Origin of the sequence: Stenotrophomonas sp. LMG 10879, from assembly GCF_002750935.1 — a bacterium.
Taxonomy (GTDB): Bacteria; Pseudomonadota; Gammaproteobacteria; order Xanthomonadales; family Xanthomonadaceae; genus Stenotrophomonas; species Stenotrophomonas lactitubi_B.
Genome location: NZ_PEJT01000006.1, coordinates 100,867 through 127,523, shown reverse-complemented (window position 1 = coordinate 127,523; position 26,657 = coordinate 100,867). Strand labels below are relative to the sequence as shown.

General features: G+C 64.0%; 25 protein-coding genes and 3 tRNA genes. 9 read left to right on the top strand and 19 right to left on the bottom strand.

The annotated features are described in order from the left end of the window. The 3 genes from CR919_RS10930 to CR919_RS10920 all read right to left on the bottom strand — a co-directional run bounded on the left by CR919_RS10930 (position 1) and on the right by CR919_RS10920 (position 4,499). Positions 1-2,412: a DNA internalization-related competence protein ComEC/Rec2 gene (locus tag CR919_RS10930; protein WP_099820047.1), complete on the bottom strand. Its 2,412-nt coding sequence runs from the start codon at positions 2,410-2,412 to the stop codon at positions 1-3. Positions 2,413-2,482: 70 nt separating this feature from the next. Continuing rightward, a complete protein-coding gene (locus CR919_RS10925) occupies positions 2,483-3,826 on the bottom strand; it encodes a HAMP domain-containing sensor histidine kinase (protein ID WP_099820046.1) in 1,344 nt (447 codons plus the stop codon). 1 nt (position 3,827) lies between these two features. After that, positions 3,828-4,499 carry a response regulator transcription factor gene (locus CR919_RS10920; protein WP_025875225.1) on the bottom strand — a complete coding sequence of 224 codons (672 nt, stop codon included), beginning with the start codon at positions 4,497-4,499 and terminating at the stop codon, positions 3,828-3,830. A 143-nt stretch (positions 4,500-4,642) separates the two neighbouring features. On the opposite strand from CR919_RS10920, the gene CR919_RS10915 reads away from it, so the two are divergent. Further along, positions 4,643-5,410: a MipA/OmpV family protein gene (locus CR919_RS10915; protein ID WP_099820045.1), complete on the top strand. Its 768-nt coding sequence runs from the start codon at positions 4,643-4,645 to the stop codon at positions 5,408-5,410. Between the two features lie 40 nt (positions 5,411-5,450). After that, positions 5,451-5,738, top strand: a complete 288-nt coding sequence (locus CR919_RS10910; protein WP_089240061.1) for a hypothetical protein — start codon at positions 5,451-5,453, stop codon at positions 5,736-5,738. An 8-nt stretch (positions 5,739-5,746) separates the two neighbouring features. Here the strand turns inward: CR919_RS10910 and CR919_RS21210 are convergent, their stop codons facing one another. Continuing rightward, positions 5,747-5,887, bottom strand: a complete 141-nt coding sequence (locus CR919_RS21210) for a hypothetical protein (RefSeq protein WP_165787265.1) — start codon at positions 5,885-5,887, stop codon at positions 5,747-5,749. Between the two features lie 107 nt (positions 5,888-5,994). Between CR919_RS21210 and CR919_RS10905 the strand changes: the two genes are divergently transcribed. The 5 genes from CR919_RS10905 to CR919_RS10885 all read left to right on the top strand — a co-directional run bounded on the left by CR919_RS10905 (position 5,995) and on the right by CR919_RS10885 (position 7,847). Beyond that, positions 5,995-6,564 carry a TlpA disulfide reductase family protein gene (locus CR919_RS10905; RefSeq protein ID WP_099820044.1) on the top strand — a complete coding sequence of 190 codons (570 nt, stop codon included), beginning with the start codon at positions 5,995-5,997 and terminating at the stop codon, positions 6,562-6,564. Positions 6,565-6,575: 11 nt separating this feature from the next. Continuing rightward, complete coding sequence (locus tag CR919_RS10900; RefSeq protein WP_025875233.1) at positions 6,576-6,770, top strand: hypothetical protein; 195 nt, start codon at positions 6,576-6,578, stop codon at positions 6,768-6,770. Positions 6,771-6,835: 65 nt separating this feature from the next. Then, entirely contained in the window at positions 6,836-7,027 is a 192-nt protein-coding gene (locus CR919_RS10895; RefSeq protein WP_032975717.1) for a hypothetical protein, read from the top strand. A gap of 31 nt (positions 7,028-7,058) precedes the next feature. Next, positions 7,059-7,253 carry a hypothetical protein gene (locus tag CR919_RS10890; RefSeq protein WP_099820043.1) on the top strand — a complete coding sequence of 65 codons (195 nt, stop codon included), beginning with the start codon at positions 7,059-7,061 and terminating at the stop codon, positions 7,251-7,253. 261 nt (positions 7,254-7,514) lie between these two features. Continuing rightward, positions 7,515-7,847, top strand: coding sequence for a hypothetical protein (locus CR919_RS10885; protein ID WP_099820042.1), 333 nt, complete (start codon positions 7,515-7,517; stop codon positions 7,845-7,847). A gap of 111 nt (positions 7,848-7,958) precedes the next feature. On the opposite strand, the gene CR919_RS10880 is transcribed toward CR919_RS10885, so the two are convergent. The 3 genes from CR919_RS10880 to uvrB all read right to left on the bottom strand — a co-directional run bounded on the left by CR919_RS10880 (position 7,959) and on the right by uvrB (position 10,337). Then, a tRNA-Val gene (locus CR919_RS10880) sits at positions 7,959-8,033 on the bottom strand. A 97-nt stretch (positions 8,034-8,130) separates the two neighbouring features. Further along, positions 8,131-8,205: transfer RNA gene (locus CR919_RS10875), tRNA-Val, on the bottom strand. Positions 8,206-8,312: 107 nt separating this feature from the next. Next, complete coding sequence (uvrB, locus tag CR919_RS10870; protein ID WP_099820041.1) at positions 8,313-10,337, bottom strand: excinuclease ABC subunit UvrB; 2,025 nt, start codon at positions 10,335-10,337, stop codon at positions 8,313-8,315. Positions 10,338-10,465: 128 nt separating this feature from the next. On the opposite strand from uvrB, the gene CR919_RS10865 reads away from it, so the two are divergent. Continuing rightward, positions 10,466-11,011, top strand: coding sequence for a GspH/FimT family pseudopilin (locus tag CR919_RS10865; protein WP_099820040.1), 546 nt, complete (start codon positions 10,466-10,468; stop codon positions 11,009-11,011). Between the two features lie 52 nt (positions 11,012-11,063). Here CR919_RS10865 and CR919_RS10860 read toward each other — a convergent pair. From CR919_RS10860 to grxD, 12 genes are all read right to left on the bottom strand, one after another. After that, a tRNA-Asn gene (locus CR919_RS10860) sits at positions 11,064-11,140 on the bottom strand. A 44-nt stretch (positions 11,141-11,184) separates the two neighbouring features. Beyond that, the gene (locus CR919_RS10855) at positions 11,185-11,592 is read right to left on the bottom strand and encodes a type IV pilin protein (RefSeq protein WP_099820039.1); all 408 of its coding nucleotides are present in this window, start codon (positions 11,590-11,592) and stop codon (positions 11,185-11,187) included. Between the two features lie 23 nt (positions 11,593-11,615). Further along, positions 11,616-15,377 carry a PilC/PilY family type IV pilus protein gene (locus CR919_RS10850; RefSeq protein WP_099820038.1) on the bottom strand — a complete coding sequence of 1,254 codons (3,762 nt, stop codon included), beginning with the start codon at positions 15,375-15,377 and terminating at the stop codon, positions 11,616-11,618. Between the two features lie 13 nt (positions 15,378-15,390). Continuing rightward, positions 15,391-15,912 (bottom strand): PilX N-terminal domain-containing pilus assembly protein, encoded by a 522-nt coding sequence (locus tag CR919_RS10845; RefSeq protein ID WP_099820037.1) that lies wholly within the window; start codon positions 15,910-15,912, stop codon positions 15,391-15,393. Between the two features lie 5 nt (positions 15,913-15,917). Then, positions 15,918-17,075 carry a PilW family protein gene (locus CR919_RS10840; RefSeq protein WP_099820036.1) on the bottom strand — a complete coding sequence of 386 codons (1,158 nt, stop codon included), beginning with the start codon at positions 17,073-17,075 and terminating at the stop codon, positions 15,918-15,920. An 8-nt stretch (positions 17,076-17,083) separates the two neighbouring features. Beyond that, positions 17,084-17,581 (bottom strand): type IV pilus modification protein PilV, encoded by a 498-nt coding sequence (gene pilV / locus CR919_RS10835; protein ID WP_025875254.1) that lies wholly within the window; start codon positions 17,579-17,581, stop codon positions 17,084-17,086. Continuing rightward, a complete protein-coding gene (locus tag CR919_RS10830) occupies positions 17,578-18,093 on the bottom strand; it encodes a GspH/FimT family pseudopilin (protein WP_099820035.1) in 516 nt (171 codons plus the stop codon). The genes pilV and CR919_RS10830 overlap by 4 nt, the downstream gene beginning before the upstream one ends. A gap of 173 nt (positions 18,094-18,266) precedes the next feature. Beyond that, the gene (gene ppnN / locus CR919_RS10825) at positions 18,267-19,655 is read right to left on the bottom strand and encodes a nucleotide 5'-monophosphate nucleosidase PpnN (RefSeq protein WP_099820034.1); all 1,389 of its coding nucleotides are present in this window, start codon (positions 19,653-19,655) and stop codon (positions 18,267-18,269) included. A gap of 840 nt (positions 19,656-20,495) precedes the next feature. Next, positions 20,496-21,254, bottom strand: a complete 759-nt coding sequence (locus tag CR919_RS10820) for a Fic family protein (RefSeq protein WP_099820033.1) — start codon at positions 21,252-21,254, stop codon at positions 20,496-20,498. A 142-nt stretch (positions 21,255-21,396) separates the two neighbouring features. Then, complete coding sequence (locus tag CR919_RS10815; protein ID WP_099820032.1) at positions 21,397-24,636, bottom strand: carboxypeptidase regulatory-like domain-containing protein; 3,240 nt, start codon at positions 24,634-24,636, stop codon at positions 21,397-21,399. 208 nt (positions 24,637-24,844) lie between these two features. Further along, positions 24,845-25,642 carry an SDR family NAD(P)-dependent oxidoreductase gene (locus CR919_RS10810; RefSeq protein ID WP_099820031.1) on the bottom strand — a complete coding sequence of 266 codons (798 nt, stop codon included), beginning with the start codon at positions 25,640-25,642 and terminating at the stop codon, positions 24,845-24,847. After that, positions 25,639-25,959: a Grx4 family monothiol glutaredoxin gene (gene grxD / locus CR919_RS10805; RefSeq protein WP_025875264.1), complete on the bottom strand. Its 321-nt coding sequence runs from the start codon at positions 25,957-25,959 to the stop codon at positions 25,639-25,641. The genes CR919_RS10810 and grxD overlap by 4 nt, the downstream gene beginning before the upstream one ends. 119 nt (positions 25,960-26,078) lie before the next feature. Between grxD and CR919_RS10800 the strand changes: the two genes are divergently transcribed. Next, positions 26,079-26,657, top strand: coding sequence for a superoxide dismutase (locus CR919_RS10800; RefSeq protein ID WP_099820206.1), 579 nt, complete (start codon positions 26,079-26,081; stop codon positions 26,655-26,657).

Below are 26,657 nucleotides of genomic sequence, written 5' to 3'. Positions count from 1 at the left end.
TCAACCCTCCGGCCCAACGGCCGCTTGTTCGATCGGCGATAGGATAGCAGCCGACCGTGCCCGCCCAGCGGCATCCCACCACCGGGCTGCGTGGATACGCTGTTCACGCAGCTGCAGGCCTTGTGCGCCAAGCCATACGCGGATCGCGCCGGACTCGGCGGTGGACAGCACTTCGGCGCCGGCCGCCTGCCAGCGCTGCACCACGTCACGCTTCGGGTGGCCAAAGCGGTTCTGGTGCCCGGCCGAGACCAGCGCCAGCTGCGGCGCCACCGCCTTCACCCAGCCCGCAGTGGAGCTGCCCCCGCTGCCGTGATGGGGCACCAGCACCACGTCCGCACGCAGCGCGCCAGCAGCGCCCGCCAGCAGCGCCTGCTCGCCTGGCCGGCCGATGTCGCCGGGCAGCAGCACCACCCCATGGGCGCCGGCAACCCGCAGCACGCAACTGGCCTCGTTGTCGGCGCCCTTCATGCCAGCGGCCGGGACAGCGTCAGGTGGGTGCAGCACCTGGAAATCGACCCCGTCCCATTGCCAGCGCAGTCCCTGTTGGCAGGTGCCGGCAGTGGCAATCGCACTGCCCCGTGGCGCCAGTATCTCCAACTCCGGCAGTTGCCGGCGCAGCGCAGCAAGGTTGCCGCTGTGGTCAAGGTGGTCGTGACTGATCATCACCCGCGCCGGAGGCGCCTGCCCCAACGCGCGCAACGTCGGCAGCAGCATCCGCTCCTCTCCCTCGCTGCCTGCGGGCGGACCGACGTCGTACCAGAGTGCGTGGTGGGCGGTCCGCAACAGCACCGCCGTGCCCTGGCCGACATCGTGCACCACCAGTTCCAGCTCTCCCCGCTGTGGCGCCGACCGTGCCGGCCACAGCAGGGGCAGGCACAGCAATGACCCGGCAAGCACCGCACCCGCACCGCGTGGCAACAGCCACCAGAACACCCCCAGCAAGGCCGCCGGCAACGCCCAGGCAGGCCCCTGCGCCAGCCACCACATTGCCTGCGGGTGCTCGGCCAACGGCCGCATCAGCTGCCAACTGGCATCAAACACCCAGGCTGCCGCGCGCCAGGGCCACTGCCCTGTCCCGCTGCGCAGGGCCTCCAAAGCGGTTCCCAGCAAAGCCAAAGGCACTACCAGCAGGCTCCACAGCGGAATGACCGGCAGGTTCACCAGCGGCCCCAGCCGTGCGGTGCCGCCAAACAGCGCCACTGCCAGCGGCAGCAGAACGACGCTGGCCACCCCCTGTCCTGCGACAGCGCCGCGCAGCATCGCGGAGAACCCCTTCGGCCGCCCCTGCGGCAGGCACCACAACAACCACAGGACGCCGCCGAAACTGAGCCAGAAGCCCGCAGACAGCACCGACAGCGGTGCCGGCAGCAGCATCGCCAGCGCGGCCAGCGCCAGGCCCTGTGCCACCGTCACCGGACGGCGGACGACGCGCGCCAACGCCACCACCGCGATCATCAACGCGGTGCGCACGGTCGGCAGCTCGCTGCCTGCAACAACGGCATAGCCGGCCGCCGCCACCGCAGCGGCACAGGCCGCTGCCTGCGGTCGTGGCCGGAACCCGGCAAGCCCTGGCCAGGACCGCCAGAGAACAGAACACAGCAAGGCGGCGAAGCCCGCCACCAGACCGACATGGAAGCCGGAGATGGCGATCAGGTGGGTCAGGCCCAGCGCGCGCAGCTGCGCCCAGTCGATATCGGACAGGCCACGCGTATCGCCCAGCGCCAGGGCCTGGATGAACCGCGCCGAGGGGTGTGCGATCTGCGTGGCGATGGCCGCACTGGTGCGCTCGCGCCAGGCCGGCAGGCCATGTGCGGGGCGCAGCTGCCGCGTAGCGCCGGCGTCACGCACGTTGCCACTCGCGGCCAATCCGTGCAGCAGCGCGTGCCGCTCGCCATCGAAGCCGCCCGGGTTGATGCGCGAGCGTGGCGGCCGCACGCGCAGCGACAACTGCCAGTCCGCGCCAGCGTGAAGGCGATGTCTCTGATCTGTCCCGGCGTCGACCGGCCCGCGCCGGGGCGCGTGCCAGAACACCTGCAGCCGCTTTCCGCGCAGCATCGGGGTCGCATCGGACGCATCGACCCGGAACTCGAACCGGGTGTATCCAGGCGCTTGCTTTGGCAGATCGACGACCTGACCCCGGACGATTACATCCTGCGCGGCAGCACCGGCCGGCAGCTGCGCCTGCAGTGCCCAGTATCCATGGCAGGACGTCCAGGCCAGGCCGAACAGCAACGCAGCCGCCGCGCGCCCGCGCCAGCGCAATACCCAGCCCAACGCCGCGAACGCGGCTGCCGGAACAGACGCCCATAGCGGTGGCAACACAGGCAACAGCACGCAGGCCAACGCGCCGGTGACCACGCCGGCTGCGCACGCGGGGCCCAGCAACGGCGACACGGTCCGATCGGCAGCCATCGACACAGCGTGCCGTGGTACGGCCTCACGCAACCATCAGGCAACGCCGTGCGGTGCTGTCAGCGCCCCACTAACGACGCACGCTGCCGCGGTGGAAGTTGACCCGGAAACTGGCGCCGCCGCCGACCGCCTCGCCCACGCTGACCGTGCCACCGTGGTGCTGCACGATCTCCTTGACCAGATGCAGGCCCAGGCCGCTGCCGCTGCCAGCGGCACGCAGGCGGTGGAACGGCTCGAAGATCGCCTCGCGGTCACCGACCGGCACACCGGCGCCCTGGTCGCTGACTTCCAGCAGGCCCTGCCGGTCCAGACGCACGCAGATGGTGCCGCGCCCGCCGCCGTGGACAATGGCGTTGTGCACCAGGTTGGCGATCACCCGGCCCAGGGCCAGGCCATCACCATGGATCCAGACCGGCGTCTCCGGCGCATCCACTTCGAAGCCATAACCGGCGCCAACGACCAGCGGAGCGAGGTCGGCGGCCGCTTCGCGCACGACATGCGCCAGGTCCAGCCGCTGCAACGCGGCGATGTTGCGGTCCAGGCGCTGCAGGTCGAGCAGGTGCTCGGCGACGTTGCCGAGGCGGGCGACATCGGTCAGCAACTGCGATTTCAACTCCCCCTGCGGCAACTGCGACAAGCGCGCCTGCACCACCGCAATCGGCACCCGCAGTTCATGCGCGGCATCGGCCAGGAACTTGTCGCGTGCTGCGTAGCCCTGCTGCACCTTGTCGATCGCATCGTTGAACGCTTCGACCAGAGGCGCCACCTCGGTCGACACCAGCTGCGCGTCCAGGCGCGCGCCGGTCTGGCCGATATCCAGCTCCTTGGCCTGCTGCGCCGACCGGCGCACGCCACGCATGGCGCGATGGATCACCGTCGGCATCACCAGCAGCGTGACCACGATCAACGGCAGGAAGAACCACAGGCCGATCAACCGCAGCACCATCAACGCGCCATCCAGCAGGCCGCCCTTCGGCGCCCCGCCCACCATCACCGTGATGCGGCGGCCGTCCTCGTTGCGGATCATCACCCGGGCCACGTCCAGGTACGGCGGTACCAGCGATCCCAGCTCGGTGGCACCCAGTGTCGGCAGGCGGGCCAGCAGCGGCGCGTGAATGGCAGGCAGCGTGCCGCGCTGCAGCCATGCGCCGCGATCGTCGACCGCCGCGAACCACAGGTTGCCACCGGCACGCGCATCGAGCTTCTGCCAGCGTGCTTCATCCAGCACCAGCCGGCCGCCTTCGCTGTGCACGGCGTTGGCCGCGCTCTCGGCCATGAACATGTCCATGCCCCAGGTGTCCTTGTCGCCCCACGTCAGGATCAACGCAACCACGGCGAACAACACCGTGAAGGCCTGCGCCAGGAACAACCGCCATGCCAGACCCAGCGTGATCGAACGGATCGGTCGTGCCATCTCAGGCCTCCGCCAGCAGGTAGCCGACGCCACGGATCACGTGGATCTCCACGCCTGCCCCGGCCTGCTGCAGCGCCTTGCGCAGCTTGGAGATATGCGCGTCGAGCGCATTGGACTGGATCTCATCATCAAACCCGTACACCGCCGCTTCCAGCGCACTGCGGGTGACCGTACGACCCTGCCGCATCGCCAGCGCCTGCAGCACCAGCACCTGCCGCCGTGGCAGTGCCACCGGCTGTCCATCCACCTGCGCCTGCAGCGATTCGAAATCAAACTCCAGCCGGCCCAGCCGCAACCGGGGGGTCACCATCGCCGACGGTCGACGCGATACGGCGCGGATCCGCGCCATCAGCTCTTCGATCGCTACCGGCTTGACCAGGTAGTCATCGGCGCCGACATCCAGCCCCTCCACCTTGTCTGACAGCCCCCCCTTGGCGGTGAGCATGATCACCGCCAGATTCGGCCGCAGGGCACGGGCGGTCGCCACGAAACCCACGCCATCACCGTCCGGCAGCTGCCGATCAAGCAGCATCAGCTGGTGCACCGGCTCACGCAGGGCGAGCGCCGCCTCGGCCAGGCTGCCAACCACGTCGGCGACCACACCCTGGCGCTCAAGCCCGGACTGCAGGGCTCGCGAGAGATCGGGATCATCTTCGACCAGGAGAATGCGCATCGGGGGCTCGGCAACCGGAAACGGAGCCGATCATAGTGCCTTCGGCGTGCAAGTGGCGCCGATGCAGCAGATTGCGCCCGCGCAATGTTCCGACAATGTTGTGCGCGCAGCATGCACCGCCATCCCCGCAAAGTAGTACGTTGATGACCTCGCTGCCCCCCGCCCTGCTGCGCCCCCTGCTGTGCACCGTCGCTCTCTCCACGCCGCTGCTGGCAAACGCGCAGGAACAGGCTCCGGGCGTACAGGCCGGCATCACCTTCGGCGCGACCACCGGCGCCTACGCGCACTATGACGACAAGCCGCTGGTGCTGCCGGCGCTGTCCTGGCAGGGCAAGCGCTTCTTCGCCAGCCCTGGCTCACTCGGCATGAATCTCTACAACGCCGATGGCCTGCGTGTGTCGGCCGTGGCTACGCCCTACACGTTGCGCTTCAAGACCGACGACGTGAACGATCCGCAGCTGCGCCGCCTGCACAGCCGGCAGATGTCGGCGATGGTCGGGATCAACGCCGACTACAGTGCGGACTGGGGCGCGGTGGCGGCCAGCGTGAAGCGCGAAGTGAGCGGGCATGGCGGCGGTGTTGAATCAAGCCTGCACTACAGCTATCCGATCCAGGCCGGTCGCTTCACCTGGGTGCCGCGCGTGGGCGTGGTGCATTCCAGCGCGCGCCTGCTCGACTACTACTACGGCATCAGCGACGAGGAGGCCCTGCGCTCCGGGCTAGCAGCCTACAAACCCGGCAGTGCCACCTCGCCGAGCCTGCAGATCGCGGTCAGCACGCCACTGGGTACGAAATGGCGCGCGACCGGCGTGGTCGCCAACCAGTGGTTCGGTGATGCCGTCAAGGACAGCCCGATGGCACGACGCAGCAGCCAGACATCCGCTTTCATCTCGCTGATGCGCGCGTTCTGACCGAACCCGCTTCCAATCCACCAACAAGCAAGGATCCAGCATGGCCGCCGTCACCCCCACCGCCGATGCCAACGCGATCCTGCGCGCGCCGGATCTGGACAGCGCCGAGCGCGCCTACCTGGGCCTGCTGCCGGACATGGATCATGTGGACGCACTGACCCGACGTGCACTTGGCCTGTCGCGCGCTGCAGATGCGGCGCGCGGCTATGCGCTGTCGATGACACTGGTCGGCCTGCGACTGCAGGAACTGGAGATGGGCGAGCCGTGTGCGGCCCAGTATCGGCAGGCAACGCTGCGCAGCCTGCGGCAGGCCTTCACTGCTGCCTGAGCATTCCGTCAGCGGAAGGTTGTCCAGGCCAGGACTGCAGACAGCAGTGCGACCCAGATCACGGCCTTGAAGGTGCCTTCCAGCATGTTGCCGCCGAACAGCAGCTCGACGATCGGGTTCGGCCGGGAAACGGGAGCATGGTCACTCATGGTGGCGTCCTGTGGTTTGGGAACTGCGTCACCGATGATACAAAAGCTTGACAATCCTGTTGCGGTTTCCGGTATGGTCGATGCAACGCGGCGTTCAAGGATGATCGATGCTCAAGCGTGCACTGTTTCCCGTATTCGCTCTGCTGCTGGCCGCACTGGTCATCATGCTCTCCTGGCAGAACCGCCAGTTGCGGCAGGTCAACGAACAGATGGCGGCGCAGCTGCAGCAGACCCAGCTGGATGCACATGGTCTGGCAATCGGCACCCGGCCTGAACTGTTGACGCTGCGGACGACGCAGCAGGCCCATGTCGATATCGGTGGCGCCCGCGCCGTTCCGCAGATCCTCTACTTCTTCTCTACCGCCTGCCGCTACTGCCTGGCTTCGGTGCCGCAACTGCAGCAGATCGCGGCGGCGCGTGGCAGCGCCGAACTGATCGGTGTCGGCTTGCCCCCCTACGATCAGCTTGCTGCGTACGCCGGCAAACACGCGCTGGCGTTTCCGATCGCTGTTGACGATCAGGGCGAGGTCTCCAAGCGCTACCGCGCCACGCTGACACCGATGCTGATGGTGCTCGCCGCAGATGGCAGCGTTGCCTACAAGCATGTCGGCCAGCTAGACACAGAGACGGTACAGGCCGTCGCCAACGCAATGAATCCGGGAAGCCACACCAACTGAAGGAGATACACATGATCGGGAAGAAAACGCTGTTCTCGTCCGTCGCCGGTATCGTCATCGTTGCTGCAATGTCATTCGGGGCCGCACAGGCCTTCGCCACGCCGGTGAAGACCGGCTTTGCACCGGGTTGCGTGGATACCCCCGGGTGCATGTTCGGCGGCAATGGCCGCGCCGGCGGCACACGCATCTGCTGCGTCGCCAACTGATTCCGCTTCGACACCGCCCCGCAAGCGGTGACCTCATGTTCCATCGCCACTGCAAGGAGATACACATGATCGGAAAGAAGAAGCTGTTCTCGTCCATTGCCGGCATCGTCGTGGTTGCCGCGATGTCGTTCGGTGCTGCGCAGGCCTTCGCCACGCCGGTCAAGACCGGCTTCGCACCGGGCTGCAAGGAACATCCCAGCTGCCCATACGGCAACGCCGGCTCCCACGGCCTGCTGGTCTGCTGCGATCCCATGTGATCCACCTCGACGCTCTGCAAAGGAGATACAGATGATCGGAAAGAAGAAGCTGTTCTCGTCCATTGCCGGCATCGTCGTGGTTGCCGCCATGTCGTTCGGCGCCGCGCAGGCGTTCGCCACGCCGGCCAAGGCCGGATTCGCCCCGGGTTGCGAGTTCACCCCGGGTTGCCCGTATGGCGGTTCAGGCCATTGGTCCGGCCCTCGCCTGTGCTGCGATCCGCTCTGAGCCTGCTTGAAGGTTCCAGCCATGTCGTGACCTGAGCCCAGGCTTCCCGGCCAACGGGGTCACTTCCGGGCACACAGGCCGGACTGCCTTCACAGGTGGCCCGGCCTTTTTCATGGCAATGACCTGCAGCTGCCCCGACCCAGCCCGGATTCATCCTTGCTGGCTCTCGTTGGCACGCACTTTTCCCGCCTTCGTCGGATACTGGTTTCACACCGCAGGCCACAGTGCAACGCTGGACTCCCTTCTCCGGAGCACCGTGCCATGCCGATGCTTGCCTTGCTGCTGTTGATGGCCGGTCTATGCAACCGAGACGCCGGCACCGGAAGCGATTCGCTGCGGATGCAGATCCTGCAGGCCGATGCCCAGCGTGCCGCCAGCGAGCCAGCCACGCATCGCCAGACGGACAGCCAGAGCGTGCAGATCCTGCGCTTGAGTGCAGACCGCGTACTGCAGGTGGCTCATGGTCGCGTGCACGCTGAAGCGCCTGCGGGACAGCGCGGGCAAGCGCACTCCCGGGGCCTCATGCAGCTGTGGCAACGCGTGGATGGTCATTGGCAGCTGCAGCGCAGCGCCAGTGTCGAGCAACGCGGTTGACGATGACAGCAACCGGCCAGGCGCAGACGAGCGCGAATCGCAGGCACAAAAAAACCGGCCCTAGGCCGGCTTCATCGTGTCCACCGCTGCCCCGGCGATGCCGGGAACCGGTGGTGGGCGGTACAGGGTTCGAACCTGTGACCCCTACCATGTCAAGGTAGTGCTCTACCACTGAGCTAACCGCCCAAAAATTCCGTACAGCCCGCAGGCTGGTGCTTCTACGTAAAAACCCGGCGCCAGGGCCGGGCTTTTCATCCTCACGACAGCCCCCTGGGGGACTTCGTGGTGGGCGGTACAGGGTTCGAACCTGTGACCCCTACCATGTCAAGGTAGTGCTCTACCGCTGAGCTAACCGCCCGTTTGTTGCTTCTGCAGCGCCGCGATTGCGTCGGTGCAGGCCGCGTATATTACGGACGACGGCCGGCAAGCGCAATACTTTTGTGAAGAAAAGCCGCGTTATCGCGTTCAGCCCAGGCTGGCTTCCTTCAGCTGCCGGATCTGGTCGCGTACCCGGGCGGCATCCTCGAATTCCAGGTCCTTGGCATGCTGGTACATCCGCTGCTCCAGGGCCTTGAGACGGGCGGCCAACTGCGCCGGACTGAGCGAACGGTAGTCGGCCGCCTCCTCTGCCACCCCGGAACGGCCTTTGCCCTTGCCCTTGCGGGACTCCTTCTCGGCGGCGTCCGAGCGCGCGCCCTCCAGCACGTCGACGATCGGCCGCAGGACCGAGCGCGGAATGATGCCGTGCTCCTGGTTGTACTCGACCTGCTTGCTGCGACGACGGTCGGTCTCGTCAATCGCTGCCTGCATCGAACGGGTGATCCTGTCCGCATACAGGATCGCCTTGCCGCGCACGTTGCGGGCTGCACGGCCGATGGTCTGGATCAACGAACCGGTCGAGCGCAGGAAACCCTCCTTGTCCGCATCCAGGATCGCCACCAGCGAGACCTCGGGCATGTCCAACCCCTCGCGCAGCAGGTTGATGCCGACCAGCACATCGAACTTGCCCAGGCGCAGGTCGCGGATGATCTCCACGCGCTCGACGGTATCGATGTCCGAGTGCAGGTAGCGCACGCGGATGCCGTGCTCGGTCAGATACTCGGTGAGGTTCTCGGCCATGCGCTTGGTCAGGGTGGTGACCAGCACGCGATCACCGGCCTTGATGCGCTCGTTGGCCTCGCTCATCAGGTCATCGACCTGGGTGCCGACCGGACGGATCTCCACCACCGGATCGATCAGGCCGGTCGGGCGAACCACCAGCTCGGCCATGTCCTCACCGGCCTCACGGAATTCGTAAGGGCCCGGCGTCGCCGACACATAGATGCTGCGCGGGCAGCGCGCCTCCCATTCCTCGAAACGCAGCGGACGGTTGTCCAGCGCCGACGGCAGCCGGAAGCCGAACTCGACCAGGGTTTCCTTGCGCGAACGGTCGCCCTTGAACATGGCGCCGATCTGCGGAATGGTCACGTGCGATTCGTCGATCACCAGCAACGCATCGGCCGGCAGGTAATCGAACAGGGTCGGTGGCGGCTCGCCCGCGTTCTTGCCGGTCAAGTGCCGCGAGTAGTTCTCGATGCCATTGCAGAAGCCCACTTCGGCCATCATTTCGAGGTCGAACTGGGTACGCTGGGCCAGGCGCTGCGCCTCGACCAGCTTGTTCTGCGCATACAGCTGCTCCAACCGTTCCTTCAGCTCGACCTTGATGGTTTCCACCGCCGCCAGCACCCGTTCGCGCGTGGTCGCATAGTGGGTCTTCGGGTAAACCGTGAAGCGCATCAGGTTGCGCATGGTCTCGCCGGTGAGCGGATCGAACATCGTGATCTTTTCCACCTCGCCATCGAACAGTTCGATGCGCAGGGCCTCACTGTCCGATTCTGCCGGGAATACATCGATCACTTCACCCCGCACGCGGAAAGTACCGCGCTGCAGCTCGTACTCATTGCGGGTGTACTGCAGCTGGGTCAGGTGATTGATCAGGTCGCGCTGGTCGATGCGCTCGCCCTTGGACAGGATCAGGCGCAGCGACAGATAGTCTTCCGGCGCGCCCAGCCCGTAGATGGCCGACACAGTCGCCACCACGATCGCATCCGGCCGCGACAGCAGGGTTTTGGTCGCCGCCAGCCGCATCTGCTCGATGTGCTCGTTGATCGAACTGTCCTTCTCGATGAAGGTGTCCGACGACGGCACGTAGGCTTCCGGCTGGTAGTAGTCGTAATAGCTGACGAAATACTCCACCGCGTTGTGCGGGAAGAACGCCTTGAACTCGCCGTACAGCTGCGCGGCCAGGGTCTTGTTCGGCGCCATGATCAGCGTCGGCTTCTGGATCTGCTGGATGACGTTGGCGATGGTGTAGGTCTTGCCCGAGCCGGTCACGCCCAACAGGGTCTGCTTGGCCACGCCAGCCTCGAAATTGCTGGTCAGCTTGGCGATGGCATCGGGTTGGTCGCCCGCCGGCGAATACGGCGAGACAAGCTGAAAACTGTCGCTCATGGTGTTGCCAGGTCCCGGGGAAGGTAAGTATAGAGGGCGTCCGGTGACGGTCGGCTGAGGGGAAGCCGGGGAGACCGGCAGGGGGATGCCTGATGGCGGCCGCGCAGTCGGGCGCGGAGGCTGGATGCATGCACCCGCCCCCTACCCGCTGCCCCCTCGGCCCTCGCTCTGCGCGGGGCGTGCACCTGACCGAACTGCTGGTGGTCATCGCCGTGCTGGCGGTGCTGCTGGCCGCATCCTGGCCTGCGCTGCAGCCCCTGCTGCTACGGCAACGCGCCGATGCACTGCAACTGACCCTGCACGCCAGCCTGTCCGGCGCGCGCAGTGAGGCACTGCGCAGACGGGAGCTGATCGGTCTCTGCGCCAGTGTCGACGGCCTGCGCTGCAGCGACGACTGGAGCGCTGGCTGGATCATCTACCGCAGTGGCGATCAGCGCCGGGAGCCGGAGTCGCCGGAGGCGATCCTGAGCAACCACACCGGGCGTTCGGACATATCAATCCTGGCCCGGGCCAGCAGCGGGCGGCCACGGCTGTTCTTCCAGGCAGATGGACGCAGTCCAGGGGCCAACCTGACCCTGCGCATCTGCGCAGGCAGACAACTGCACGGCAAGCTGGTGGTCAACAATGGCGGCCGCACCCGCAGCGAACGCAGCAACCGCAATCTGCCGTGCTGAACAGGGTCAAGAAAAGCAAAAAGCCGCGATTTCTCGCGGCTTCTGCAGTATCTGGCGCCCGAAGTTGGACTCGAACCAACGACCCCCTGATTAACAGTCAAGTGCTCTAACCGGCTGAGCTATTCGGGCGGGGAGGCGCATTGTACTGGTCGAATCCTGGAAGATCAACACCCCTACCAACAATCGGAAACCGCTCCTTCCGACGTTTTCCGGTTGGCCTGGTCGAGGGTCATCTTGCCGCAGCTGTCCTTGACCTGCGTACCCGCGGGAGATGCCGTGATCGTGAACGTGGAACCATCTCCCTTATAGCTCAGGTTGTATCGCGTCGCTCCGCCTTCGCGCGGCGAGACCTTGCTGGGCAGGGTGTAGCCCGAGTAGGAATTGTTGCTGGAGTGATAGCGCTCCGCACGTTGCGCGTACTCGGCCAAGTCCGCTTTGGCTACTGCACGGTGTGATCGAAGTACGTACTGCTGGTACGAAGGAACGGCGATGGCCGCCAGGATGCCGATGACGATCACCACGATCATCAATTCGATCAAAGTGAAGCCCGCTGTGCGATGAGGCGTATGAAAATGCTGCATGGACGTGGTTCCTCGCACCGGAGTCACTGGAGCTGCCGCCAGGATTGGCGACCGCAGGGATAAGGCAGGTACAGCGACTGGCTGCCAGCGGCACCCACTACCATCCAGCACGAGCTGCCCCCAGGCGGACCTTCCTTGCCACTACCGAGTCGCGGTATGACCGACAGGGACACATCCTTGATCGGGGCGGTGCCCTCGGTCTTCAGCGACAGGCCCGCCGTACCGGCTGCCGGCTTGACGCCCGTGGGTGAGCCGCTCCGGACGTTCTCCAGGGCGGGCGCACCGGTCAATGAAGAAAGACCGAACAGCCAGTTCGAGCCACTCGTCGAGCAACCCGCCGTTTCCAGATTGGGGACATAGGTCGGCATGAACATGATGCCGCTGACAAGCAGTGGATTACCAACAAACCGCTCGCCGTTGGCGGCGGGAAGATTGATCATCCATCCCTGCGCACTGGCCGGTGCAGTTCCTGCGACGATCCTGCGTGCCTCGGCGCCAGTCGCCGGAACATCCGCCGTATAGGGCGCCAGATTGGCGGACGTCAGTGTCGATGTGACCCTTTTTCCGCCAAGGTCATTGACCGCATACAACGCCTGTCGCGAGGTGTCGTCCTTGTCAGTGTAGAACGAGAAACTACCCGTACCGAAGTACAGCATCACACCACCCGACGGACCCGTCGCAGCAGTCATGCCGCCCGTGATCGGCTGGCGGAAGTTCCGCGCGCTGGTGTCCTGGCTCACCTGGGTGGTGAACACGGGAACGGTGAGCCCAGCGTCGGCGCTGCTGGTGAGATCGAACTTCCAGATGGCACCGCGCTGATCGGCAGCGTAGACGGTATCGGCAAGACCATCGCGTCCGCGCAGGTCCTGGCTGTCGCCACGCCAGCGATCCACTACCACCACGTTACCCAGCCCATTGTCTCCGGAGATGTTGGCTCCCGAGGCATTGCTTTCCACCGCCTCGATCATCCGCGTGGAGCCGGACGCCATATCCACGACGAACAGAACAGCCTTGCGGTTGGCACTGTTGTAGCCGTTACCGAAGATCGCCTTCCATGCAACCGTCTTTCCTTCCTTCACCGGCACGATCACCGGCTTGCCCAGCACGAAGCCGATGTTGTTGCGTACGCCCTCGTCCAACGACATGTTGAGGTCGCTGATCTCCCAGAGCGCCTGTTTAGTGCCAAAGGTTGCCGGGTCACTGACGTTCAACGCGAACACCGAGCGGCCACCAGCACCGGCCGTACCGACCAGCCCCGTCTGCCAGGTACTGCCGATGAGCATGTCCGAGATGGTGATTGGACCGTCGACGAAATAGCGATGCCGGAAGGTCTGATCAGCGGTATCAGGCTTGTACGGGAACAGCAGGTTGGCCATGTGGCCCAGCGAGGTTGCCGGAATATACGCAAAGCGCTCGGTCCCGCCCGTGCTGTCCATCTCACCCGACGCCCCCATGCCACCGTCGAAGGCATGCAGCATGCCGTCATTGGCGCCGACATAGACCGTATAGCGGCCGTTCTTTGCCTTGGTGTCCAGGTATTTGGCATAGCTGACGGCATAATCGGTGCCGAGCTGACGATAGCCATAGTCATCGACGGGCGAACTCACCACCGGGGCCGAATTGACGATATCGCCCAGCGGCGTGGTGCGATCACGGTACTTGCCGCCGTTGCGCTTCTCCATCGTCGCATCCGCTTTCAGATAACGGATGGCGGTGCTGATGTCGGCGTCGATGCTCTTCAGCTTGTCAGTCGAGCACACCAGCATCGCTGCGTACTTTCCATCCGGCTTGCTGCACAGGTCGGCCAGGCTGATATCAGCCGAACCGAAGTCAACGAGCGTACCCGCCTTGTTTGCGACGATGCGGCGCCCCGTCGAAGACAGCTTCGCCGATGCCTCCCAGGCTTCGCTGAACACAGCGACCTGATCACTGTTGATCTTCACGGTCGAGGCCTTGAGCTTGCTCGACCAATCGGTGGCACCATTGCGGATGTCGTAGCTTGGCGTCACCGACAGCGACCCTGCGCCAATGCGGGCACCGGTCATGCCGATGGTGCCCGACGGCGACTTCCCGCCGGAAATCGAGGCCAGTACCCGGCGCATCGCCTCGGTCACGTCGGCAGGCGTCTGAGCATTGATGAACTCACCACGACTGTTCAGTGCAGCGTGCCAGATCTCGTCGACGACCGTTCCATCATCGACCGTCGATGGATCGGGGTTTCCGTTCCAGTTCGGCGGGTTCTTGTACGGGTCAGCTGTGGCGGCAGCATTCACGCCGTAGATTCGCCCCTGTGCGCCAAGTGTGACGCCGTAGAAGTTCATATGCAGATCGGCCTGGCAGTCCAGCCGCTTCCACTCCGCACTGCCCTGGGACAGCGTCCCGCAGCGCTCATCGACCGGCACCTGCCCCCTGGGGAAGCCGGTATCGGAGCGCAACGGCGTCTTGGTGCCCGAGTAATAGGCCGCAGTGACGTCAGCCATCGTGTTGCTGTAGTTGTCAGCGAAGGGCAGTGTCGGCAGGTTCACGGTATTGACCGCGTCCGCGTTGCCGAACGAGCCATTCGGATAGTTCTTGGAGTTCGTATATCCGTCCGTGAACAACATGCCGCCATTGCGCTGGCAGGCGCGGATGACGGGCGCGCCGTCATCGGTGCGGCGGAACTGTTCGGCCAGATATTCCACGGCACGCCGGTTGGGTGTGCCACTGATCGGCTTCAACCCATAGATCTGCTGATAGAGATCGGCGCGGTTGGTTACCAGATCATGCATCTTCACGTTCTTCAGGTCATTGATCGTGAAATAGCCCACACGCATGTTGTCGATGCCATACAACGCCTCGGTAGACGCACCGACAATGGCCAGCGTGCGACTGCGGTGATACTGGAACCAGTTCGCGAAGTTCTGCACCGCAGTCTCGTAGGTACCATCGATGCTGTAGTTGTCCTTCTTGATCTGATACCGGCGCAGATTGCACTTGGACCCGCAGGCATCCTTGATAACCGGTCGATTCGCGTCGTCCAGTTTGTATCCGTAGGGCGCAGGTGAATTCTCCGGCAGATAGAAGGTCGCCGGGAAGTACTGCACGCCATACTGCACCGCAGAGTTGATGTCGCGCGCTGTGGTGCGCCAGCCGTTGCTGCGGTAATACGCATTGTCGGTTCCCGTCAGGTCGGGAATGCGCATGCCATCGACGAACTGGAACCCTTCATTGTTCCTCGAACGGACACTGGTCATGTCGTACGTGATGTCGTATCCCGCAAATCCGGAGCGCGGGTCGACACGCGCCGCCGTGGTACTGGCAGCATCCCAACGGCTTCCATCGGCCCTCATCCACGGCTTGTAGCTGACTGCCGGGTTGTAATAGCTGGCGTTGTAGACGTGTGAGCGGGCAAAGCCGAACATATCCAGCGGCGGAATCGCGCGCCCATACGAGTAGCGTTCGTTGTAGTTGCTGTGCGCGTAGAGATAGAGGTAGCAATCGACTGAACCGGAGTTGCAGTCCTGGCCGACGCTGTAGAAGCTGCCGTTGTTGTTGAAGAAGCTGCCCGTCGACGTGTTGAGGATCAACCGCCCGTCACCACCCGGGAACATGCGCTCGAACGTCATCGAATTCGAGTCATCCACGGCCATGATGAACGCGGGAGGCGCCTGCACCTGCACGTTCATCGGCTCCTGCGCCAACACACCCTGCGCCTGCGCAGCCATCAGGGTATGCACCAGATAGCCGCCAGCGGCGACAACGGCAAGGCCTACGCCCGCCAGGATCCTGCGATTTCGCGTGTTCATGGGTTCCCCACCCTCACAGCTTGAATACGGTGTCGACCGCCGAGCGCGATGTCGCGTCGGTGGCCGTGTCGCCGGCGTACGTGGTGATCTGGTAGACCGGTGTTGCAGCCTCCAGCGGCTTGCCCATGTCCAACGCCCCCTCCCCCTGGATGCAGCCCTGGATCTGCCGGACCTTCACAGCCGGCTTGCTGCCCAGCTTGGTCTTGGCGACCCAGTCCGAAGGATCGAAGCCATCGTCGCAGCGTTGATCGATATCGGCCGAGGTGACCGCCGGGCTGTCACCCGGCGACTGCCGGTTGGCAATCTTCTCTACCGCGTTCTCGGCACTGCGGGCAGCACCCTCGGCATTCTGGAAGGCCACGTTGCCGGCACGGTAACCGGATGCCATACGCTCCTGCATGCCGGCGACCTGCATGCCTATCACGCCCAGCAGCGCCAACAGAATCAACAGGATCAGCGCAACGTAGAGCACGGCACCTCGCTGCCGGGCGGGGGCAGAGAAAGTGCGGCGCGAAGACAGCTTGATGGAGCGCATGGTCGTCAATTCCCGAACAGGCGGTTGCGCAACGCAACGGAAACTTCATAGGCGCCACGGTGGCGCTGGTCATAGGGATCGCCCGGCGCGATGGTCACACCAAGCACACCCAGGTAGGTGGCTGCCGAACCCGGAGCCTGCGCCGACGCCCGCTGCGGGCTGCGCGCAAGCAGCCCCACCTGCACCATGCCGACGCGGCGCCATGCGCCAACAGCGGTCGCATCCGTCGCGGTGCTGACGGCACTGGCAACACGCTGGTCGACGATGCGGCCACTGGGCGGAGTGGAAAGCGAAATATCCGGCGTTGCGTCAAGGCCGTACAGGAGCTGCATGCTCTCGATGCCCTCCACCAGCTCCTCACCGTCACCGTAGCCACCGGCTCCGTTGGCGCGGGCGCGGTACAGGGCAGGCTCATTGTTGCCGTTGCTCGCGATGTAATACACCAGACCATCGGCGCGATACAGCATCGTCATCGCGTTGTTGACCGAGTAGCCGGTCAGATCCAGCTTCTCGATCTTGACCGTGGATCCACTGATGCTGGCCGGGAACACATCGGCGCGGGTGCAATCGGCCAGAGCGAACACCGTCGGAGTACCGGCAGCACCCGCCTTCAGGCGCGCCATGCCGTCAGCGGACACCGTCACCGTGGTTGTGGTTCCACTGACACCGACACCTGTCACAACCGCTCCTTCCGGACTCAACAGGCGAAGCACAAGGACATCACTGCCCGGCAGTGGCGCCGGCTTCAGGTTGCTGATGCTCTTGGGCATGGATATCGCCGCGCTCCACGTGCGCCCCAGGGTGAGTGTATTGGTCGGGGCAGTGCCTGCGGCCTCATACCCCTGCACCGGCACCGAGAAATCCAGCGGATCTCCACTGCCAGCAGCGATACCGAGGTTGTAGCGGACATCGCCGGTGTTCTTGATCACGTGCGCCTGATCGTTCACGCAGCCAAAGTGACCTGCCATGCGCAGGTCGCGCTGCAGGAAGTCCAATGCAAAGCGCGCGTTCTCCTGGGTTCGGGCAGCACCCTCGGACAGTCGTGAAGCCGCACGGGACGCGATGAAGATCTGCGTGATGCCCAGCAGAAGCACCAGACCGATGACCATGGCGATCATCAGTTCGATCAGCGACAGACCGCGGGCTCGTGAAAACGGACTCATGGACGCGCTCACAGGAAAGTGGTCAAGCCGAAGGTGGTAAGGCTGTCAGGCTCCTTTGGATCCCAACGTTGATCACCCCAGGTGATGGCCACACTGACCCGGCCAGTGCTTTGGGTGAACTGGACTTCTGCGCTGGCCTTTTCACCGAGCGTCTTCACAACCTCACATTGCCAGCGTGCCACGTTGGTCTTCGGCGTCACCGCCGCGCCGGTCGGCCAGGCGCATGCGCCATTCGCCGTCACCGCACCGGCAGCGAACGAGGCCGACGAGTAAGCCCCACCGGCAAGCGTATCGGTGCGCTGGGCGCGCATCAGTTCGATCAGGTCGTTTGCCAGATTGGTAGCCTGGGTCCGGTAATTGGCACTCTGCACGAAGCGCACGCTCGTCGTCTGCAGCAAGGCAAAGCCGAGCAACCCAAACGCCAGGATCAACAGGGCCACCATTACTTCGATCAGGCTGAAGCCGCCCTGGGACGAACGTGGAGAGGCAAGGTTGCGGCGATTCATGAGCAGGTTCCCTTGGTCACCCGGACCTGGCCGGACTTGTTGAACGTCAACGTGCTGCGCTGCTCACCGGCCTTGCAGGACGCCGGCGACAGCACGAGCGTCTGATCTTCCGCGGCCTTGCGGCGACCGCGACCATCAAAGGCAATGGTTGCACCCGAGGGGCCGACCACGCTCAACTGTGGGTTGCCCAGCGAGAAGCGCAGCACGCTGTCATTGCTGCCCAGCACGCCATCACCATCAAGATCGGACCAGGCCAGCAACCCTTTCGACCATTCACCATCACAGGCCTGGCCGTCGGTGCTGCCACAGATGCCACCACCCCGGTTGTTGCGGATGCTCTCACTGCGCGCCAGGTTGGCCAACGCGATCACTTCGTTGTTCGCCGTCGCCATCCGGTTCGAACGCATCATGCTGCGGAAGCTCGGATAGGCGATCGACGCCAGGATCACGAAGACGGTCAGGGTGACCATCAACTCAATCAGCGTGAAGCCGTTTTGGCGGCGCAAAGACATTGGACGCTCCCCAGCGTGTTGGTGGCCACGATGGCGCACCGGCCTGCCGCCGGCAAGCGGCGGCAGGATGAACGGTCAGATCCGGGCGACGGGCGTCAAAGCCTTGACGTCCCGCCCTCCCCCGGCCGGTCCGGCACGGCCCCCGCCGCGCCGCCCAGCCACCCTCGCCGGGCTTACGCCAGCACCTGGTAGCAGGGCTGGTACTCGCCGGAGATCTTCATCCGGCGCTGCTCGACGAAGGCACGCAGCAACGCGTCCAGGGCCTGCATCATGTCGGGGTCGCCATGGATCTGGAACGGCCCGAACTCCTCGATGCGGCGCATGCCGTCTTCCTTCACGTTGCCGGCGACGATGCCCGAGAACGCCCGGCGCAGGTCGGCTGCCAGCGCGTGCGGTGCACGCCCGTGATGCAGGTCCAGCGCCGCCATCGCTTCGTGGGTCGGCACGAACGGCTGCTGGTACTCCCACGGAATCTCGATGGACCAGTTGAAGAAGAACGAGTCCTTCTGCGCCAGGCGGTGCTCGCGCACGCGCTTGATGCCGGAGGACATCTTCTTGGCCACCGCCACCGGGTCGCCGATGACGATTTCGTAGCGCTCGGCCGCAGCGTCGCCCAGGGTCAGGCGGATGAAACGGTCGATCTGCTCGAAGTACGGCGCGGCCACGGTCGGGCCGGTCAGGATCAGCGGGAACGGCAGGTCCTTGTTTTCTTCGCGCAGCAGGATGCCCAGCAGGTACAGGATCTCTTCGGCGGTACCGACGCCACCGGCGAACACGATGATGCCGTGGCCGATGCGGACGAAGGCCTCAAGGCGCTTCTCGATGTCCGGCATGATCACCAGGTGGTTGACGATCGGGTTCGGCGACTCGGCGGCGATGATGCCCGGCTCGGTCAGGCCGATGTAGCGCGTCACCGTCCGCCGCTGCTTGGCATGGGCGATGGTGGCGCCCTTCATCGGGCCCTTCATCGCGCCCGGGCCGCAGCCGGTGCAGATGTCCAGGCCGCGCAGGCCCAGCTCGTAACCGACCTGCTTGGTGTACAGGTACTCGTCGCGCGAGATCGAGTGGCCGCCCCAGCAGACCACCAGGTTCGGGTCACCCGGGTTGAGGATGCGCGCGTTGCGCAGCAGCCCGAACACCGCGTTGGTGATGCCCTCGGACGATTCGAGTTCGGCCGCGTAGGCCGGGCCCATCTCGATGGCCATGTAGGCCAGGTCGCGGACCACGGCGAACAGCAGCTCGGCCACGCCACGGATGATTTCGCCGTCGACGAACGCCATCGCCGGCGCATTGGCCAGGTCGATACGTACGCCGCGATCCTGCTGCGCCACCTGGATGTCGAAGTCGGGATAAAGATCGCGCGCGGCGCGCGGATCATCGGAGGCACTGCCACTGGTCAGCACGGCCAGCGCGCAGCGGCGCAGCAGCTCGTGCATGCCACCACTGGAGGCATCGCGCAGGCGCGCAACCTCTGCCCGGGACAGCACATCCAGGCCGCCACGCGGGTAGATCCGCGCGTCCTGCACCGGCAGCGTCCGCGCTGCCTTTTCATTCGTTGTCATATCCACTTTTTCTGCTTCCTTTAAGGTGTCCGACTGTACTGCCGCCCCCTTAAAAAGCAAAACGGCCGGGAAGCCCGACCGTTGGATAGGTGCGTCCCGCGTTCGCCGCTTCGGGACCGCTTCGGCGGCATCTGCGCCGCGCACGTGTCTGGATGCTACGCCGATGCCCCGCCCCCCGCAAGGACTTTCGCCTGAACGGAAAACGGCCGGGTTTCCCCGGCCGTTTCCCTTTACATCTTCAGGTTCTGAAGGATCAGAACTTCTACTTCAGGGTCAGCTGCATCGACCAGCGCGACACACCGGTGTTGCCCCTGTCTTTCTTCTCTTGGTACGCAAAGCCTTACGGGCGGTTGTCCAGCAGCCAGCACTGATCTCCTGTGGATGTCGGTGTTGGCGCGATGGGAACCGCAGCATAGGGATCGACAATCTCCCAAAGCTCGTACCCCTGATTGTAGCCATAGGGATAGTGATACGTAACCGACAACCGAGAAGGTGAGCCAACGGGCATATCTTCCGTTCCGATCTGGTACCACCACAGTCGCTCGTTAATCGAAAGCGAGGTAAACCACTCAAGCACCTTTCCGTAGCGCTCCTGAACCGGCAACCTGCAATCCACAAGAACAAATGCGAACTTATCCTGCTCCGGATTTGATCCGGTCGTGGAACCGCTGCCTCCCCCGTGCCCCGGGCAATATGACGGATTACACCAAGGGTCCGTATCGATTTGGGTCACACCATTGGATGCCGAAGCTGCCTGCATACCGAGTGACATTCCGAAAACGATGGTACTGATGATTACTCCTAACTTCACCTTCAATCTCCTCCAGTGAGTACCGCGGGTCAATCAAAATCCATATGCCGCTCAACAAGCTTCTCATCCTGGAGGGCTCTCACCCACTCGTGCACGGAACCGCTTCCATTGCATATCAAGTGCAAATAGAACTCGCGCGATTTTTCCAGGAATTCAAGCATTGGGCCCAGCTGAGTATCAGCCAGAAGATTTACTGCCACAACCATGTCTTGCTGCGCAGCCTTAAGATAAAGCGCAAAGAAGGACAGGAAGGGGCTTCCGGCACCTGCGGCCATAGCCAGCATCAATGCTCGCATTGCCCTTCCATTTCCATCCTCGAATGGATGAAGCATTGTCATCATAAAAACAAGAAGTATGACCCTCCCCTGCAAATGAAGTCGATCATGTAGTTTCTTGATTTCTTTGACGTGAGCTTCGACGTCAATTCGCGAGGCAATGATGGCGTGTGGATCCCCTGGCCTTCCCAGCCAAACTCGATCGACTCGAAAGTTGCCGGACCTGCGAGCATCCGGTGCAGCCACAGAATGCAGAAGCCTCAGCTGTGGCGAACCAAATCCTCTGATCGCCGCCTTCTGGCACGCCTTTGCAAACGCAGCACCTCGCCTGCACTTGAGAAAACCAGCAGGATCAGAGCGACATTCCGGGCAATAACGAAATCTGCAATTCGCCACTCGGGAGCACAACTGATTGAATGAAACGTGATCACCAGCATCCGGAACATCGATTGAAAAACTCGCGCGGGAAAGCAACGCAAGCGATTCCGACGGCAATCCGTACATAGCCTTCATTGGCCGCTCCACTCAGCATCCTTTCCCTTTTATAGCAGCCAGCTCCGCCAACTTCCATGACAGCACTCACAGAGCAGCACAGCAAAAGAAAACGGCCGGGTTTCCCCGGCCGTTTCCCTTTACATCTTCAGGTTCTGAAGGATCAGAACTTGTACTTCAGGGTCAGCTGCATCGACCAGCGCGACACACCGGTGTTGCCCTTGTCGTTGTTGTTTTCCTGGATGGTCGGGGTATCGGTGGCGCCGGTGAAGTTGTAGATGTACTTTCCGGTTGCCGGATCGATACCAGCGTAGCTGGCCACGCGGGAGGTGGAGTTGAAACCGTAATCTTCAATACGGCCCCACTTCTTGTTGAGCAGGTTGCCGACATTCATGATGTCCAGCGCCAGCTCACCCTTGTGCTCCTTCACGAAGCCCGGGAATTCCTGGGCAATGTGCAGGTCGAAGCTGTTCACCCACTTGGTACGGAAGGCGTTTGCCGGAGCAATCTCGCCGCGGTACTTCTCCAGCTGCGGGTTGGCGGCAAGCCAGTCGAAGAACGCCTTCTCCATCGCCGCACCGCCGGTGAACTTGACGTCGCCCGGGCCCTTCGGCACGTAGAACAGGTCGTTGAAGTAACCGGCGCCAGTGGTGGCGGCGGCATCACCGTTCATGTCGTTGTAGTAGATGTAGCTGAACGGACGACCCGAACGACCTTCGTAGAACAGGCCCACGGTGGTGTTGTAGTTGCCGAAGAACGCCTTCTTCCAGTTGATCGAACCGGTCACGCGGTCCTTGATCGCGTAGCGCGAATCATAGGCCACGTTCTCGTTGGCGGTACCGATCAGGGTGCTGCCCCAGTTGGAGGTGTTCTGCGAGCTGGTCAGCGGGCTGACTTCCTTCGCCGCGGTGTAGGTGTAGGCCAGCGACCAGCCCCAGTTCTCGGTCAGCGGCTTGTTCAGGCCAGCGGTGAACTGGCGGCTGCTGCCCTTGTCGGTGTTCTTCATGAGCAGCACGTCGCCCATGTCGGTCGGACGATTGAACTTGCCGCCCGCACCATTGCTGCCTTCGCGGATGGAGCAGTTGGTGCCGGCGCACGGCACGTAGCCTGCGTCATTCCAGTACAGCTCGCGACCGTCCTGGCCAATACGGGTGTACGACGGGCCACCAGCGTTCTTGTACAGGTCCAGACGCTCGAAGTAGATCGCGCTCTTGACCTTGGTGTACAGGAACTCAGCCGACGCAACGATGCCATACCACGGCAGTTCGTGATCGAAGGCGATGTTGGACTTCCACACCGACGGCAGTTTCAGGTCAGGCGCGGCGATGTCCACGTTCTGACGAGCACCCGCACCTGCTGCCGGAATGTAAGGCGGATTGGTGTTCGGGGTGAAGATACCGTTCTGGTTGCGGACGGTGTACTCGGTGTAGTTCAGGCCGGTGTTCTGGTAGGCACCTGCCAGCCACACGTTCGGGGCCGCGCCACCGAACAGGCCCACGCCGCCGCGCAGCTGGGTCGGGCGATCGCTGTCGAAGGTGTAGTTGAAGCCGAAGCGCGGCTGCACCAGCTTGCTGTCAGGCAGCTGGGTGTTGTCGTAGCCGTACAGCTCCATGATGCGCGGGTTGTACAGCTTCTGCGTGCCGAAGTCCGGCATGTCGACGCGGACGCCGGCCTGCAGGGTCAAGTTGCTGTTGACCGCCCAGCTGTCCTGGATGAACAGACCGGTGTTCTTCAGCGTGTACTTGGCCGGGATGTCGTCGTAGCTGCCACCGGCGCGCGGCGCACGGACGACGTACTGGTTAACGCGACCTGCAGCGAAATCGCTGAGGTTGTTGAACACATACGCGCCGTTGACGTTGCGGCCGTAGTAGTTCATCAGGTCGTTGTCGGAGTAGTCGAAACCGAACTTGACGGTGTGGTCGCCGACGTACCAGGTGGCGGCACCGAACGCGCTCAGTTCCTTGCTCTCGACGGCGTTCACGTGCGAATTCTGCTCGGTACCGAAGTACAGCGAGTCATTGCCGCTGGCGCCAAAACCACGGATCTGGATCTGCGGCAGGCTCGACGGCGTGGTGCGGATCGAGGTGTATTCCTTGTGCGAGATCTTGAACTCGGTCGAGAAGTTCTCGGACCAGTCACTGAACAGTTCGCCCATCCAGGATTCATAGGTCTTCGGCTGCTGGTACCAGAAGCTGCTCAGCGAAACCGCGCTGTTGCTGATCTGCGGGAAGCGGACAACATTCTGCTCGAGCTTGTTGTAACGCACCGCAGCACGGTGGTTCTCGTTGATGTTCCAGTCGATCTTCAGCGCGTACTCTTCGACTTCGGTCTTGTTGGCCGGCGCATTGAGCGAACCTGCGTCGAAGCCGTAACCGGTGGCGATCTGCTGCGCACGGGCGATGTCGGCATCGGTGATGGTGCCCTTGCCGTACGGCGAATCGGTCAGGCTGACGCCCGGAGCCGAACGCTCCATCTTTTCGTAGTTGGCGAAGAAGAACAGCTTGTCCTTGACGATCGGGCCGCCGAAGGTCATGCCGTAGGTCTTTTCGTCATCGAAGCCGTTGAAGCGGACGCCTTCCAGGTCCTTGCGAACCATGTCCTTGTCGCGGTACGCGTAATACACGGTACCGCCGAAGTTGTTGGTACCCGACTTGGTCACCGCATTGATCACCGCGCCCGTACCACCGGCAATGGTGGTGTCGTAGTTGGCGATGTCGATGTTGATTTCCTGGATCGCATCCATCGACACCGGCTGACGCTCGGTCGGCAGGTTGTTGGATTCCAGGCCGAACGGATCGCCGGCACCGATACCATCGATGCGGATCGCGTTGTAACGGGTGTTCTGACCACCGACCGAGATCGCACCGTCGGCCTTGCTGACCTGCGAGATGCGCGGATCAAGGCGGATGTAATCCTGGATGTTGCGGTTCACCGACGGCAGCGAATCCAGGGTTTCGCGGTTGACGTTGGTGCCGGTGCCCATCTTGTAGGCGCTGAACAGGTCGCTACCCACTGCGGCAGCCACGACCTGGACGGCATCCAGATTGGTGGCGGCAACATCGCCGGCGAGGTTGGCGTTGACCGTGTTGACCTGGTTCAGGTTGAGGTACACGCCCTCTTCGGTCTTGGTGCCCTCACCCGGCTTGGTGATGGTGATGGTGTACGGACCACCCACGCGCAGGCCGCGCGCGTTGTAACGACCCGACGCATCGGTGGTCGCACGCGAAACGGTGCCCGATTCGGTGTGGGTGATGGTGACTTCAGCACCAGCAACAGGCGCGCCCGCATTGGACACGACCTGACCGCCGACACCGGCAGAGGTGCTCTGGGCGAAGGCGGGAGCGGCGGCGAGCGCAGCCACGAGACCAAGGGTGAGCTTGGACATCCGGAATGGGTGAGTCATTGTTCGGTAGCCTCGATGCGAGTTGGCGATGGCGGAAAAAAAGCGCATCCAAGCAGCCTTGCGGGCGGCTGTTCGGACATTTATCTGGGGTTCCCTACCGTGAACGGCAGCTGCCGCAACGGTTAACACTAGATTAACACGCTACGCTTTCAATGTGACGGTTGTGCGACAAACGGCACCAGATCGCAACGCTATCGTGACGGGATCTTCATTCCGCCTTACGAACGTCTTCACTCGTCGATGGCGGATTGCCCGCATCGAGTACCTGCCCCCGCCACGCCTGTCCAGCGGCGGACAACAGTGTCACGGCCGCCGCAGCAGCGGCCTCCGGGCCACGCGCGGCCGGATCCTGGTCGATCGAATAGGCCCGCGCCCGCAGGGCGGTACGCAAGGGGCCGGGGTAAAGACCACTTACCCGCACCGGACTGCGGGCCAGCTCGTCATGCAGGCTGCCGATCAGCCCGCGCAGGCCATGCTGGGCGACACCATAGCCGCCCCAATACGCCCGCCCTACCCGCTCGGGGGCATCGACGGTGAACACAAGCGCCGCATCTTCACGCTGGCGCAGCAACGGCAGGCAGGCCTGGGCCAGCCAGGCCGGTGCGGTCAGGGTGACGTGCACGGCACGGGCGAAACTGGCCGGGTCGGCCAGCTCGAACGGAGTCAGGCCGGGAAAGTGCGCTGCACAGACCAGCAGGCCATCAAGACGTCCCAGCTCCTGCGCCACGGCCTGGGCCAGTTCGGCATAGTCGTCGGGACCTGCACCTTCCAGGTCCAAGGGGTACAACAAGGGTTCCGGCCCGACCGCCTGCACCTGGGCGTAGACCCGGTCCAGCCGGCGTGGCTTGCGCCCCAGCAGGACCACGGTCGCTCCCGCCTCGGCGGCTGCCACCGCGGCGGCACTCCCCAGCCCGCCGCCGGCGCCGGCAACGAGCACCACGCGATCCTGCAACGGGCGGCCATCGAGCGCCCCGTCTGCCGGTGACGTCGATGGCCAGGCGCTCATCCCTGCGCAGCCTCTTCGACGATGCGCTTGAGTTCGCCGGCTTCGAACAGTTCCATGACGATGTCACAGCCGCCGATCAACTCACCGTTGATGAACAGTTGCGGGAAGGTGGGCAGATTGGAGAAACGCGGCAGGTTGGCGCGGATCTCAGGTTCTTCCAGCACATTGACCGTGCGCAGCGCGACGGCGCCTGCGGCCATCAAGGCCTGCACGGCGCGGCTGGAATAGCCGCACATGGGGTACTGCGGGGTGCCCTTCATGAACAGCACGAGCGGGTAACGATCCACCTCGGCCTGGATTTGCTGCATTACCGCCACACCTCACTCCTTGCTTCGCCGGACGAACCAACCGCGATGGTCGGCTAGACTGCCCACGGTAGCCCCCATTGTATGCCGATGGTACCGGCTGCCGCCGCCCCCTGGCCACGAACCTGTCCATGCCCGTCGAATTGCCTGCCCTGCCCTACCTGCCCTCGTCCCTGCAGCCGCACCTGTCGGCACAGACCGTGGAACTGCATCACGGCCGCCACCATCGCGCCTACGTCGACGCGGTCAATGCCGCCATTGTCGGCACCGAATGGGAAGAAGCCCCCCTGGAGGACATCGTCCGCCATGCCCAGGGCGCGCTGTTCGATGCCGCTGCCCAGGCCTGGAACCACGGCTTCTACTGGCAATGCCTGCGCCCGCGTGGCGGTGGCGAACCGCAGGGCCGACTGGGCGAGCTGATCAAGCGCCAGTTCGGCGACGTGCAGCGCCTGCGCGAGGAGTTCAACCGCACTGCGCTGGGCCTGTTCGGCTCCGGCTGGGTGTGGCTGGTACAGCACCCGGGTGGTCAACTCGGCCTGCAGGCCACCCGCAATGCAGGCACGCCGCTGACCGGCGACAGCACCCCGCTGCTGTGCTGCGATGTCTGGGAACACGCGTACTACACCGACTACCAGAATGATCGCGCGCGTTATCTGGAAGCATTCTGGCAACTGGTGAACTGGGAGTTCGCCGAGAGCCAGCTGCGCTGA